Annotated in this window: 10 protein-coding genes and 3 pseudogenes; 6 read left to right on the top strand and 7 right to left on the bottom strand. The window is 69.3% G+C overall.

All coding sequences use genetic code 11. The features are described from left to right. Window positions 1-95 precede the first annotated feature (95 nt). The 3 genes and pseudogenes from ACGFJ2_RS43540 (at window position 96) to ACGFJ2_RS43530 (ending at window position 2,458) form a co-directional block, all read left to right on the top strand. Window positions 96-875: an IS3 family transposase gene (locus tag ACGFJ2_RS43540; RefSeq protein ID WP_393478511.1), complete on the top strand. Its 780-nt coding sequence runs from the start codon at window positions 96-98 to the stop codon at window positions 873-875. After that, window positions 872-2,153 (top strand): annotated as a pseudogene (locus ACGFJ2_RS43535) (IS30 family transposase). Before ACGFJ2_RS43540 ends, ACGFJ2_RS43535 begins: the two are co-directional and overlap by 4 nt. Then, a complete protein-coding gene (locus ACGFJ2_RS43530; RefSeq protein ID WP_393478509.1) occupies window positions 2,150-2,458 on the top strand; it encodes a transposase in 309 nt (102 codons plus the stop codon). Before ACGFJ2_RS43535 ends, ACGFJ2_RS43530 begins: the two are co-directional and overlap by 4 nt. Before the next feature lie 212 nt (window positions 2,459-2,670). Here the strand turns inward: ACGFJ2_RS43530 and ACGFJ2_RS43525 are convergent, their stop codons facing one another. The 3 genes from ACGFJ2_RS43525 to ACGFJ2_RS43515 all read right to left on the bottom strand — a co-directional run bounded on the left by ACGFJ2_RS43525 (window position 2,671) and on the right by ACGFJ2_RS43515 (window position 5,776). After that, the gene (locus tag ACGFJ2_RS43525) at window positions 2,671-2,829 is read right to left on the bottom strand and encodes a hypothetical protein (RefSeq protein ID WP_393478506.1); all 159 of its coding nucleotides are present in this window, start codon (window positions 2,827-2,829) and stop codon (window positions 2,671-2,673) included. A 234-nt stretch (window positions 2,830-3,063) separates the two neighbouring features. Then, window positions 3,064-3,321, bottom strand: a complete 258-nt coding sequence (locus ACGFJ2_RS43520; protein WP_393478504.1) for a hypothetical protein — start codon at window positions 3,319-3,321, stop codon at window positions 3,064-3,066. A 118-nt stretch (window positions 3,322-3,439) separates the two neighbouring features. Next, the gene (locus ACGFJ2_RS43515) at window positions 3,440-5,776 is read right to left on the bottom strand and encodes a GH1 family beta-glucosidase (RefSeq protein ID WP_393478501.1); all 2,337 of its coding nucleotides are present in this window, start codon (window positions 5,774-5,776) and stop codon (window positions 3,440-3,442) included. A gap of 91 nt (window positions 5,777-5,867) precedes the next feature. Between ACGFJ2_RS43515 and ACGFJ2_RS43510 the strand changes: the two are divergent. From ACGFJ2_RS43510 to rocD, 3 genes and pseudogenes are all read left to right on the top strand, one after another. Continuing rightward, window positions 5,868-6,302: pseudogene (locus tag ACGFJ2_RS43510) on the top strand (Lrp/AsnC family transcriptional regulator); the annotation flags it as partial. Window positions 6,303-6,524: 222 nt separating this feature from the next. Next, a pseudogene (ddaH, locus tag ACGFJ2_RS43505) lies at window positions 6,525-7,328 on the top strand (dimethylargininase); the annotation flags it as partial. 1 nt (window position 7,329) lies between these two features. Beyond that, window positions 7,330-8,544, top strand: coding sequence for an ornithine--oxo-acid transaminase (gene rocD, locus ACGFJ2_RS43500; protein ID WP_393478499.1), 1,215 nt, complete (start codon window positions 7,330-7,332; stop codon window positions 8,542-8,544). Window positions 8,545-8,605: 61 nt separating this feature from the next. Here the strand turns inward: rocD and ACGFJ2_RS43495 are convergent, their stop codons facing one another. The 4 genes from ACGFJ2_RS43495 to ACGFJ2_RS43480 are packed head-to-tail and all read right to left on the bottom strand — an operon-like array spanning window position 8,606 to window position 12,781. Then, window positions 8,606-9,823 carry a CU044_5270 family protein gene (locus tag ACGFJ2_RS43495; RefSeq protein WP_357947455.1) on the bottom strand — a complete coding sequence of 406 codons (1,218 nt, stop codon included), beginning with the start codon at window positions 9,821-9,823 and terminating at the stop codon, window positions 8,606-8,608. After that, window positions 9,816-10,427 (bottom strand): RNA polymerase sigma factor, encoded by a 612-nt coding sequence (locus ACGFJ2_RS43490; protein ID WP_357947452.1) that lies wholly within the window; start codon window positions 10,425-10,427, stop codon window positions 9,816-9,818. Before ACGFJ2_RS43490 ends, ACGFJ2_RS43495 begins: the two co-directional genes overlap by 8 nt. A 53-nt stretch (window positions 10,428-10,480) precedes the next feature. Continuing rightward, window positions 10,481-11,212, bottom strand: coding sequence for a class I SAM-dependent methyltransferase (locus ACGFJ2_RS43485; RefSeq protein WP_393478496.1), 732 nt, complete (start codon window positions 11,210-11,212; stop codon window positions 10,481-10,483). A gap of 21 nt (window positions 11,213-11,233) precedes the next feature. After that, window positions 11,234-12,781, bottom strand: coding sequence for an alkaline phosphatase D family protein (locus tag ACGFJ2_RS43480; protein WP_357947446.1), 1,548 nt, complete (start codon window positions 12,779-12,781; stop codon window positions 11,234-11,236). Window positions 12,782-12,799: the final 18 nt, after the last annotated feature.

Below are 12,799 nucleotides of genomic sequence, written 5' to 3'. Positions count from 1 at the left end.
GGGCGCGGGCGTTGGACGCATCACGGGCGGCCAGTTCGGCCTCCAGCAGGGTGCGCAGGAACTCCTCGGGATTCCATCGTTGGGTGCGGGCCGTGTTGACCAGCCGCTTCAGGTTCATCTCCGCCCACACCACCTACGGCATCGCGCGGCTGTGCAGGGTGTTGAACGTTGGCCGCAGCGCCTTCTATGCCTGGCGCAAGCGCGAGCCGGTCCGTCAGGCCAGGGCGGTCGAGGAGGCGCGGATCGTGGCGAAGATCCGGTCGTTTCACGCCGACTCGGGTGGGACCAACGGCTCGCCTCGGATCACCGCTGACCTGCGCGACGATGGGGAGATCGTCAATGTCAAGCGGGTCGCCCGGCTGATGCGCGCCGCGGGCATCGTCGGCCTGCACCTGCGCAAGGGCAGGCGGACCACCATCCCTGATCAGGCGGCTGCGTCCGTCCCCGACCTGCTCCAGCGCGACGTCAGCCCGGGCGCGACCGACGAGCGGTGGTGCGGCGATATCCCCTATTTGCCGGTTGATGACTCCTGGCTGTACCTGGCTACGGTCATCGACATCGGATCACGCCGGCTGATCGGCTGGTCGATCGCCGGCCATCTGCGTACCGAGCTGATCAGCGACGCACTGACGGCGGCGATGCGGGCCCGCGGCGGGCACGTCGCCGGCGTGATCTTCCACACCGACCGCGGCTGTCAGGGCGGATTCAATCGGTGCTCGCAACACTTCGTCGTTGGAGGTGTTGGTGCATGGGCGTGGGCAAGAAACAGCAGGCTGTCCGGTTGTATCGCGGTCAGATCCCCTCGCCGGGACGGCCGACTGTCGCCTGGCGACAGGATCGTGTCCGGTTCTGGCAAGCGATCGCTCGAGGGGTGAGCTCGGAGAACGCCGCAGCGGAGATCGGCGTGTCACCGGTGGTCGGGACGCGCTGGTTTCGCCAGGCTGGCGGGGTGGGACCATGCCTTGCCCCGACGGTGTCGGGCCGTTACCTGTCGTTCGCAGAGCGAGAAGAGATCGCGTTATGCCGTGCCCGGAAGCTCGGCGTGCGCGAGATCGCCCGGCGCCTGGGGCGCTCGCCGTCGACGATTTCACGCGAGATCCGGCGCAACGCCTCGACGCGGACGTATGACGTGGATTATCGAGCGACGGTCGCGCAATGGCACGCCGAGCGCCGAGCCCGTCGGCCGAAGACCGCCAAACTGGCGGCTAACCAGCAACTGCGCGAGTATGTGCAGCAGCGGCTGGCCGGACAGGTCCGCCACCCGGACGGCACGCCGGTGGCGGGGCCTCAGACAGCGCCCTGGAAGGGGCGGAACAAACCCCACCGTCAGGACCGCCGCTGGACGACATCGTGGAGCCCAGAGCAGATCTCCCACCGGCTGAAGGTCGATTTCCCCGAGGACGACACCATGCGGATCTCACACGAGGCGATCTACCAGGCCCTGTTCATCCAGGGGCGTGGAGCGCTCAAGCGAGAGTTGGTCGCCTGCCTGCGCACCGGGCGTGCGCTGCGGGTGCCACGAGCCCGCGCCCGGAAGAAGGCCGGCGGTCATGTGACCCCCGAGGTGCTGATCAGCGAACGGCCCGCCGAGGCCGACGATCGCGCGGTTCCGGGCCACTGGGAGGGTGACCTCGAACATTATCGGCACCGGCCGGTCGGCGATCGGCACCCTCGTGGAGCGCACGACGCGGTTCACCCTGCTGTTGCACCTGCCCCGGATGGAGGGCTTCGGCACGCAGGAACGTGTGAAGAACGGCCCGGCGCTGGCCGGCCGTGGCGCTGAAGCCGTGCGGGACGCGATCACCAAAGAGATCACCGGGTTGCCCGATCAGCTACGTCGCTCGCTGACCTGGGACCGGGGAACGGAGCTGGCGCAGCATGCTCAACTGCGCATCGACACCGGCTTGCTGGTCTATTTCGCCGATCCTCATAGCCCTTGGCAGCGTGGCACCAACGAAAACACTAACGGCCTGCTGCGGCAGTACTTTCCCAAGGGCACCGACCTGTCACGCTGGGATGCCGAGGAGTTGGCGGCTGTTGCGTTTGCGCTCAACACCAGGCCCCGAAAGACCCTCGGATGGAAGACACCGGCAGAAGCCTTCAGCGAGCATCTAAACTTGCTGCTGAGCAGCCGTGTTGCGACGACCGATTGAATCCGAGTCAGTACACCTCGGCCGAGTTCGCCGCGCTGTGCGCCGCCAACGGCATCCGCCGATCGAGCGGACGGACGGGGACGTGCCTGGACAACGCGCTCGCCGAAGCGTTCAACGCCACCCTCAAGCGCGAACTGCTGCACGGCAAGGGCAAACGCCGCTGGAACGACGAGACCGAGGCTCGCACGGAGATCTTCCGCTGGATCGCCCGCTACAACCACCGCCGACGGCACTCGGCGATCGGCAACCTACCCCCAGCCGTCTATGAAGATCAGCTTGCTAGAATGACCGCACTGGCTGCATGAAACCGGGTGTCCACGCCCCGGGGGGAACGCCAGCTTCCCATGCCCAGTCCCTGAACTGGCCGTCAGCGTCGTAGGCGACCTCTCACACATCGTTGGGCAATGCCAAGATTGTCTGGCGGATGTCATCGGCCAGGTTGAACCCGATGGGGTACTTCAGCCTGCGGGCGGCCAGGTGAGGAACTCGTGCGTGCCGCCACCGACATCGTTGCGGATCAGCACCTGCTTGTGCAGGTGGGCGGGGATCTGGGCCAGGGCAGCCGCCCGGTGGTGACGTGATCGGCCGCGGTGTTGAAGCTGGCGTTGCCTGGCCGCAGCAGCAGCGCGGCTACCTCACCGCTGCCCTGGCCGCCGTGGCCGATGATCGCGGTCATCGAGCGGAACCCTAAGGTCTTCTTCCAGGTCGGCGCCGCCGGTTCCTTCTTCGAGTGGGTGAGCACGATGGTGCGCCCGGATCCACGAGGAGCAGCGCCGGGCCCGCGCCTGGAGCACGCTCGGCCGCCAGCTGCCACACCTGCTCACGCGCTGCCGCCCAGGACTTGCGGATCAGCCGCAGCGCCGGCGGACCGGCCTGCGCCAGCGTGTCGATCAGCCGCGACACCGTCGGATCAGGAGCTACTGGCCCGAACAACTCTGGTGACAGCCGCAGCACCGGCCACGTCCGCCAGACAGTCGCCGCCCAGCGCGAGCGTCACCACCGGATCGGTGACGATCTTCCCGGGATCGTGTGTCGCTCGAGGTCGCCGCCACCCCGACAGGGCCTGGGACTGTTCTCGTCCCAGGCCGCTGACCCGCAGGGTCTCCACCAGCAGCAGGCCGCCGGCCTGACAGACGCCCCCGGCCCGTCCGGAACCGATAGTCCTCACTCAAAGTGCTCCAGAACTGGCGCGGGCAGGACCTTCGACAAGCCCTACCCTCGCAGGTCAGAGGGCGCTTTTCCCATATAAACGAGCAAATCCCTCGCTGCCCAGGCGAAAGCCTGAGCTAAGTGGACTCCCGCGCCACGAGGCGGGTCGGGACGATGACCGACGTGGTGTGTCTGCCTTCCAGCCTCGACAGCAGCAGCCTGGCCAGCGCCATGGCCTGCTCCGCGACCGGCGCCTGAACCGTGGTGAGGGACGGCGTGGTGCAGGCGGCCGCGTCTATGTCGTCGAAGCCCGCGATCGCCAGGTCGTCGGGCACCCGGCGGCCCGCCTGACGGGCCGCGCGCAGCGCGCCGATCGCCAGGTGGTCGGAGGTGGCGAAGACGGCGTCCAGCCGGGGGTTGTCCGCGAGCAGGCGCCGCGCCGCCGCCGCGCCCGATTCCAGGGTGGGGTCGGCGGTGGCGATCAAGGGGTGCATACCCGCCCGTTCGAGCGCGTTCCGGTGGCCGGTCAGGCGGTCCTGGACCGAGACCAGGTCCAGGGGGCCGCAGATGATGCCCAGCTGGCGGCGGCCGGCGGCCAGGAGGTGGTTCGTCGCCGCCGCCGCGCCGCCGATGTTGTCCACGTCCACGTAAGGGACCAGAGAGGCGACCGGCGGCTTGCCGAGCAGGACCAGCGGCAGGCCCGTGCGGGCCAGGCTCTCGGTCAGCGGGCCGGTCCGGTCCGGCATGGCGAGGATGACACCGTCCACCAGCCGGGCCTCGACGTGCTGGACGATGCGCCGGTGGCTCTCCGCCGTGTCGGCGAGCATGAGCGTGATCCGCTTGCCCGCCCCTTCCAGGACGCTCGTGACGTACTGGACGACGGCCGCGGTCAGCGCCTCGCCGCCGGGTCTGGGCGCGGACAGGACCAGCGCGATCGACTCCGTGCGGCGCGTGACCAGGCTGCGGGCCGCCGCGTTGGGGACGTAGCCCAACTCCTGTACGGCGCGCAGCACGCTGGCGCGGGCCTCGGAGCTGACCGACGCCTCGCCGTTCATCACGCGGGACGCCGTGGCCCTGGAGACCGAGGCGCGGGCGGCGACGGTCTCCAGCGTGGGCCGTTTCGGACGGCTCTCGCCCAGGCCGTTGCGCTTGATGACGTCGCGGTACCAGTGGGCGCTGTCCTTCGGCCGCCGCCGCTGAGTGGCGAAGTCGACGTGGTAGACGCCGAACTTGCGCTGGTACCCGTCGGCCCATTCCAAGCAGTCCAGCAATGACCAGAGCAGATATCCGCCGACCCGCGCACCCTCCTCGATCGACACCCGGAGTGCCCGCAGGTGCTCCTCGATGAAATTGATCCTGTCGACGTCGTGAATGCCGTCGCCCGATATCACGTCGACGAAATCGGCGCCGTTCTCGGTGAGCATCAACTGGGTTTCTGGATATTCCCGGGAAAGGCGGCGGAGCAGCAGCGGGAGTGCGTCCGGGACGATCGGCCAGCCCATCGCGGTCACCGCTGTCGGCACGGTGCAGAAGAGAATTCCCGCGCTTCCCGGATAGGCCGGGTCGGCGGGCTGACTCGGCTGGGCCTGTACGACGGTCGGCGCATAGTAATTGACGCCGAGCAGGTCGATCGGCTGGGAAATGGTGGCCAGGTCGCCGTCCTGGATGTGGTCGAGGCCCGCGGCCCGCTCGATGACCGGAAGCAGCTCGGCGGGATAGGCGCCGCGCAGCACCGGCTCCAGGAACTGCCGGTGCAGCAGCGTGTCGATCCTGGCCACCGCCTCCGCGTCCTCCTCCGGCAGCTCCATCGACAGGTCGCCGACCTGGCCCGGCGTCATGACGGGGCCGAAGTTGAGCACCAGCCCCACCTTGGACGGGCGCAGCGCCTGGGTCGCGAGCCCGTGCGCCAGCAGCAGGTGGTGCGCGCTCCTGAAGGCGTCGCCCGCCGAGGTGCGGCCCGGCGCGTGAATGCCGGAGCCGTAACCGAGAAAGGCCGCCACCCACGGCTCGTTGACCGTGAACCAGGTGTCGACGCGGTCGCCCAGCCGATCACGCACGACCCGCGCGTAGTCGGCGAAATGAGCGGCCGTGTCGCGGACCGCCCAGCCGCCCTTGTCCTCCAGCGCCTGCGGCAGATCCCAGTGGTAAAGCGTCGCGTACGGCTTTATGCCCGCGCCGAGTAATTCGTCGACCAGCTTCTCGTAGAAATCCAGCCCGGCGGCGTTGATCCGCCCCGAGCCATCGGGGACCACCCGCGGCCAGCTCACCGAGAAACGATAGGCGGTCACGTCCAGGTCTTTCAGCAGGCCGATGTCCTCGACATATCTGTGGTAATGGTCGCAGGCGGCCTGCGAATCGGAAAAGGTGTCCCAGATGGACGGTCCCCGGCCGTCGGCCACATTGGCGCCCTCAATTTGATAGGCGGACGTCGAGACGCCCCAGACGAAATTCTCGGGAAAGGCTGCGCTGCTCACTTGCCCAGTATCCTCCGGTGAAAGATCGAGCGCCCAGTCTCCCCCGGCGCGCTCGTCGCGCGCCAGCCGGGACAGGCTGTATACAGGGCGCGTGGAACTGGACCGGCTGGATCGTGACATCATCGCGGCGCTCGTCGACGACGCCCGCCAGACCTATGCGGAGATCGGGCAGCGGGTCGCCCTGAGCGCGTCGGCCGTGAAGCGCCGGGTCGACCGGCTGCGCGATGCCGGGGCGATCACCGGGTTCAGCGCCAGGGTGGCGCCGCAGGCGCTCGGCTGGACCACCGAGGCGTACGTCGAGCTGTTCTGCCAGGGCAAGACCAAGCCGTCCGACATCGCGCTGGCCGTGGCCAAGTGCCCGGAGGTCGTCGCGGCGGCCACGATCACGGGGGAGGCCGACGCGCTGGTGCACATCCGGGCCACGGACGTGCGGCACGTCGAGCGGGTGATCGAGCGGCTGGCCGCCGAGGCGTTCGTGGTGCGGACCAAGAGCTCGATCGTGCTGTCGCGGCTCGTCGACCTGCCGCCGGGAGCCATCCCCGAGGTGCCGCCCACCGGCGGTGCCCTGCCGGAGTCGGACCCGTTCGGGGGTTCCGTACCGGATGAGCGCAACAGAACGCAGGTCGGTGGTTGAGACTCGCAACAGACCCGCGCGTACACGCAATGTCAACCCCTTGGCCTGCGCAAACATAAATTTCTAGGCTGTCTTCGTCCCCGCAGGGGACATTTCCCGACGACCCCGACGGAGACCTGCATGCCCAAGCACTTCCTCATGTGCCGCCCGGAATACTTCACGGTCGAGTACGCGATCAACCCGTGGATGCATCCCGAGGCCGACACCGACCGCGATCTCGCGATCCGGCAGTGGGAGGGCCTCAAGTCGGCTTACGAGAGCCTCGGGCACCAGGTCAGCCTCATCGATCCCGTCGAAGGACTGCCCGACATGGTGTTCGCCGCGAACGGCGCCCTGGTCGTCGGCGGGCGCGTCTACGGCGCCAGGTTCGCCTTCCCGGAGCGGGCCGCCGAGGGTCCGGCCTACCTGCGCTGGTTCGCCGAGAACGGCTTCCCGGTCAAGGAGCCGGTGCACGTCAACGAGGGCGAGGGCGACTTCCTCACGCTCGACGACGTCATCCTGGCCGGCACCGGCTTCCGTACGAACCTGGCGGCGCACCAGGAGGCTCAGGAGTTCACCGGCCGTCCGGTGATCTCGCTGACGCTGGTGGACCCGCGCTTCTACCACCTCGACACGGCGCTGTTCCCGATCGACGGCCGCAACGTCGCCTACTACCCCGCCGCCTTCTCCGAGGGCAGCCGCGCGGTGCTGGCCCGGCTGTTCCCGGACGCGGTGCTCGCGACCGACACCGACGCCGAGGTCCTCGGGCTGAACGCGGTCAGCGACGGCACCCACGTAGTGATCAACGCCGAGGCGGGCGACCTCCAGCTGGAGCTCAAGCGGCGCGGCTACGAGCCGATCCCCGTCGACCTGTCAGAGCTGCGCAAGGCAGGCGGCGGCCCCAAGTGCTGCACGCTGGAGATCCGGGGGGAGAACTGAGATGAGCACCACCCAAGAGCTGATCGACGTAAGCGAGCGCCGTAGCGCGCACAATTACCACCCGCTGCCCGTGGTCATCCACGAGGCACACGGCGCGTGGGTGACCGACGTCGAGGGCAAGCGGTACCTGGACTGCCTGTCCGGCTACTCCTCGCTCAACTTCGGGCACGGCAACCCGAAGATCATCCAGGCGGCTCAGGAGCAGCTGAAGAACCTGACGCTGACCAGCCGGGCGTTCTATCACGACCAGTTCGCCACGTTCTGTGCCGGGCTCGGTGACCTCACCGGCAAGGACATGATCCTGCCGATGAACACCGGCGCCGAGGCCGTCGAGACCGCCGTCAAGGTCGCCCGCAAGTGGGGCTACGAGGTCAAGGGCGTCCGGCCGGAGCAGGCCAACATCATCGTGATGGAGGACAACTTCCACGGCCGGACGACCACGATCGTCAGCTTCTCCACCGACCCCGACGCCCGCGACAATTTCGGCCCCTACACCCCGGGTTTCCGGATCGTGAAGTACGGCTCGGTCGAGGCGATCAGGGAGGCGATCGACGCCGACACGGTGGCGGTGCTGCTGGAGCCCATCCAGGGCGAGGCCGGGGTGCTGGTGCCGCCGGACGGCTACCTCACGCAGGTGCGGGAGCTGTGCACCGCCGAGGGGATCCTGATGATCGCCGACGAGATCCAGTCGGGTCTCGGGCGCACCGGCAAGACGTTCGCCTGTGACCACGAGGGCGTCGTGCCCGACATGTACGTCCTGGGCAAGGCTCTCGGCGGCGGCGTCGTACCGGTCTCGGCGATCGCCGCGAACGCGGACATCCTCGGCGTGATCAAGCCGGGCCAGCACGGCTCCACCTTCGGCGGCAACCCGCTGGCCTGCGCGGTCGGCAACGCGGTGATCGAGATCCTCAACACCGGCGAGTTCCAGGCCAGGGCGAGCGAGCTCGGCGAGGTGCTGCACGCGCGGCTGCGCGAGCTGATCGGCCACGGCGTGGTGACGGTACGCGGGCGCGGGCTGTGGGCGGGCGTCGACATCGACCCGTCGCTGGCCAGCGGGCGCGAGCTCTCCAAGGCACTGATGGCGCGCGGCGTGCTGGCCAAGGACACGCACGGCTCCACGATCCGGCTGGCGCCGCCGATCGTGATCTCGGAGGAGGACCTCGTCTGGGCGGTCGACCAGCTCGCCGACGCCCTGGCCTCCTTCCGCCAGAGCTAGAGACCACATCCGGAAACAGGTACGGCCCGCGCATCTACTCCGGGGCGCGGGCCGTACTGGTTCAGCCGGTCTTCGTAGGGACAGGGGCCGTCGGCTCAACGGTGGCCTCGGCTGTGGCCGAGTCGGTCGTCGGCTCAGCGGTGGGCGGGACGGTCGTCTCGACAGGAGCCGGAGCGGTGGCCGTGACGGTCACCTCGACAGTGGGCGGAGCGGTCGGCTGTCCGGTGGAGTCCGCCGTCGCGCCGGGTTGGGGCAGGCAGGAGGAGTCCTTCTCCGCCTTACTCGCCTGCTCCGGCAGCCGGTCCGCGACACTCACCTTCAGCTGGGCCGTCAGGGCGAGCACGCTGCCCACCGGCGCGCCGGCGGCCTTGGCGTCCACGACCGTGTGCCGCTCCCCCAGCAGCATGTGCGTGTCCCGATCGAAGATCAGCTGCTCCAGGATCCCGTGCGATTCCCTGCCCAGGGCCACCCCCTGGCGCCCGTCGGAGTCCTCGACCCCCTCGGCCACCTGCACCCCCGGGATCTCCTTGGCCGCCTCGAACAGCGCGTCACGCTGCGCCTTGGGCATGTACGTCTCCCTGAGCAGGTCCCCCGCCGCGACGAACGCCTCCCGGTCGGCCTCCCCCTTGCCGGCGGCCTCCTTGCCGCCGGACTGCGCGGGCTGCCGCTTGTAGAGGAAGTCCCGCATCGCCGCCGGGTCGTTCGGCAGCGTGCTGAGGTAGGCGTAGTCGGTCCGGAAGGCCGCGAGCCGGTCCGGGCAGGAAGCGAGTTGCATCCAACTCTCCCCCTTCCACTTCTGTGCCTCCTTGGGCAGCGGCTCGCCCGGCCACGGCTTGGGCGAGAGCCCCGCGATGAGCAGCACGCCGTCCGCGCTGGCATCGGCCGACTGCCAGATCTCGCGGTGCGTCCGGTAGAGATAGCGGATCATCTTGCCGTTGGCCTGCGTGAACGAGCTGTACATCGTGTTGGACGCGACCATGATGAACTGCCCCGGCTTGGGCTGCAGCTCACCGTCCGACACGGCCGCCGACTGGGTGGCGGCCGACGTGGCCACCCCGATCTTCGGCTGCTGCGCCGACAGAGCCACGGCCACGCCCCCGACAAGAGCGACCGTCACCCCGAACGCGGCCGCGGCCTGCCAGCCCAGCTTCGGCAAGCGAAACCCGCGCCCCTCGCGGGCCTCTCGTAGCAACCGTTCACGCGCCTTCGCGCGGGCCTCCTCCGGGTACGACGGAGCGGCCGGCCTCCCGTCCGCGAACATCCGGATCTCGTCATCCATGCTGGGGCTCCTCTGCGAAGGGGTCGATGCCGCCGAGAGCTCTGCGTACCTTGACGCGGAGCCGGTGCAGCCTGGACCGGACCGTGCCCACCGGCACGCCGAGCGCGAGCGCCGCGTCCTCGTACGTCAGGTCCGCCCACGCCACCAGCAGCAGCAGGTCGCGCTCCGCCGCGCTGAGCCTGGTCAGCGCCCGCGCCAGCCTGGGCTGGAGCTGCTCGGCGGTGACCCGGTCCGCGCTGCGGTCGTCGAACGAGCCCGGCCGCTCCGCGCTCACCTTCGACATCGCGTGAATGCGCCGTCGCTCCGCCCTGCGATGCTGGGCGACGACCTTGGTGGCGATGCCGTACAGCCAGGGCCTGGCGTCCGGCCACGTACGGTCATAGCGCGCCCGGACGCGGAAGGCGACCAGGAACACCTCGCCCGTCACGTCCTCGGCCGCTTCGGGACCGAGGCGCCTGGCCGCGTACCGGTGGATCTCGTCGGCATGCCGGTCGAACAGCACCGCGAAACGTTCCGGATCAATCACCGACTGCGCGATCAGCGCCGAGTCGTCCAGCGTTTCAGGTTTCTCCTGAACACCCACCACGTGCCGGTCCTCTCTCATGCGGTCACCCTGTTGTTGACCGCACGCGGGACCTCGGTTCCACCTATTTCACGCTATTTCCACGCTGATCCGCCATTGAGGCGCCACGCCAGGAGGCCCTCCGAAGCCCGCTGGGCCGTGAAGCCGGCCGCGTCGAGCTCGGCGTCGAGCCGCTCCCTGCCGGGCCGATGGCTGACGCTCACCACCTCGTCCTCGCTGATCAGCACCCCGCGCTGCCTGATCTGGTACAGGAAGCGCCACCTGACGGTCTCCCCGGCCGCCTCCAGCACCTGTCCCCAGATCTCGTACGTGTGCCTGCCGACCTGGTACGACCCCATGCGCTCGAGCTCGCCCGGGACGGCGGGAGGCGGTTCGCGGTGGTTGAACACCAGCAGCCCGCCGGGTTCGAGCTGCCTGGCCAGGACCTCCCAGAGCCGCTCCCGCTCGGCGGCGTCGAACCCGTGCAGGACCGAGATCATCACGATGGCCTCGACCGGCTCGTCGACCTCCACGTCGAGCGCGCCGCACGGCAGGACGGTCACGCGGGACAGCAGGTCGGCGCGCTCGGCCAGGCGGGAGACCAGGACCGAGCGCATGCCGAGCGACGGTTCGACGGCGTAGATCTCCGCCGGCGTCTCCCACGCGATCAGCTCGGTGATCAGGCCGGTGCCGGCCCCGATCTCCATGATGCTCCGACCGATGCCGCTGAGCAGCGGCGGGAGGAGCCGGCGTACTTCCGGGACGTGCCCGTCCTCGTGCCACAGGTCGTAGAAGGGCACGGCGACGGAGTACTGGTCATGGTACACAAAAGCCAACGATAACCGTTTTCACGGAATCCGTACAGAATCGATGTGCTTGACCGCGTCACCGGATGATTCGTACCAGTCCAGTTCGCCGGGCAGCGTCAGCGTGGCCACGGCGTTCTGGAACCACGGCCCGGCGATGACCTCCCAGCGGAACGGCGGGCGCGGAATGCGGGCCAGCCGCGCCAGCAGCCCGCCGACCAGCGTGGCCAGGCCGAACTGGCTGAACACGTTGGCCCAGCGCAGCACCGGGCTGAGCGGGTTGCGGATCGGCGAGCAGACGACCTGGTAGATCGGCCGGCCGTTGACCTTGGCCAGGTAGGAGTAGTGCACGTCGCCGGACAGGAGCAGCACCGGCTTGCCGACCTCGACCAGCAGCCGGGCCAGGTCCTCGAACGAGCGGCGGAAGGCCGCCCAGTGCTCCAGGTCGATCGCCTGCCGGAACCGCTCCGAGAGCCGCGCGACTAACCGGCCCCACTTGCCGTCGCAGAGCGCCTCATTCCAGTTCTGGACGAAGTGGACGCCCTCGGGCAGCAGGAACGGGATCGACGAGCCGATGACCAGCCGCTCGGCGGGCTTGGCGACCTCCTCCCGCAGCCAGGCCCACTCGACCGGGTCGAGCATCCGCCGGTCGCCCGGAGTCAGCTGCCTGGCGCACCGGGTGTCGACCATGATCAGGCGGGTGTCGCCGAGTTCGCGGGAGTAGCTCCACCGGTTGCTGCTCGGATCGGCGTCGGCCCGCTCGGCGAAGGCGTCGAGCGCGTCGCCGCCCTCGCCCTTCAGCAGGCTCGCCAGCAGCGCGTCGTCCGCCCGCTCGGCCGGCGACAGGTTGCCGAGGTGCTGGTAGACCCAGTAGGCGCCGAGCCCGGCGATCACCCGGCGCTTCCACCAGGAGGTCGCGGCCATCTGCTCGCGCCACGTCTGTGAGGTGTTCCAGTCGTCGCGCAGGTCGTGGTCATCGAAGATCATCGCAGTGGGCACGGTGGACAGCGCCCACCGGATCTCCGGCTCGGTCCACGCCTGGCGGTAGAGCTCGGCGTACTCCTCGAAGTCGGCGATCTCCTTCTGCGGCTCGCTGTTCCTGCGCGCGGCGATGAACTCCAGCATCTCCGGCGACGGGTTGTCGGCGTAGACCTGGTCGCCGAGGAGCAGCAGCAGGTCCGGCCACTCCTCGGGGCCGGCGTCCTTGAGGTGCGAGCCATAGGTGCGCAGCACGTCCTCGCCGTGGGTCAGGACGTACGTGCCGTCGTGAGGCACGCTCGTGCGGCAGGAACCGAACGCCAGCCGGCTCGGCCCCTCCGCGGGGAACAACCTGATCCGGCTGGGTGGCCAGCCTTCCAGCGGCCAGACCCGCTCTTCCCCTATCTTGACCACGTACGAGTCGACGTCCTCGGTCAGGCCGAGCAGATCGACGATCGCGTAGTGGTGTCCGTGGACGGTGAACGTGGACGAGGTGAAGACCCGGCCCGCGGCCTCCACGGTGACCACGCCGGGTTCGCCGACCTCCACCCAGATCGAGGCGCTGGCTGAATCGACGTAACGCAGCATGGGCCCGACGACCAGTGCGGGCATCAGTCCCCCAGATTCGAC

Origin of the sequence: Nonomuraea sp. NPDC049028 (assembly GCF_043197735.1) — a bacterium.
In the GTDB taxonomy this organism is placed as follows: domain Bacteria; phylum Actinomycetota; class Actinomycetes; order Streptosporangiales; family Streptosporangiaceae; genus Nonomuraea.
The sequence above is the reverse complement of the archived record's forward strand: the minus strand, read 5'-3'. Positions and strand labels throughout refer to the sequence as shown.

Bases quoted from the DNA above. Each gene is read 5' to 3' on its own strand.
- ACGFJ2_RS43525 (WP_393478506.1), bottom strand. From the start codon at position 2,829: ATGACCGCGATCATCGGCCACGGCGGCCAGGGCAGCGGTGAGGTAGCC.
- rocD (WP_393478499.1), top strand. From the start codon at position 7,330: ATGAGCACCACCCAAGAGCTGATCGACGTAAGCGAGCGCCGTAGCGCG.
- ACGFJ2_RS43495 (WP_357947455.1), bottom strand. From the start codon at position 9,823: ATGGATGACGAGATCCGGATGTTCGCGGACGGGAGGCCGGCCGCTCCG.
- ACGFJ2_RS43490 (WP_357947452.1), bottom strand. From the start codon at position 10,427: ATGAGAGAGGACCGGCACGTGGTGGGTGTTCAGGAGAAACCTGAAACG.
- ACGFJ2_RS43480 (WP_357947446.1), bottom strand. From the start codon at position 12,781: ATGCCCGCACTGGTCGTCGGGCCCATGCTGCGTTACGTCGATTCAGCC.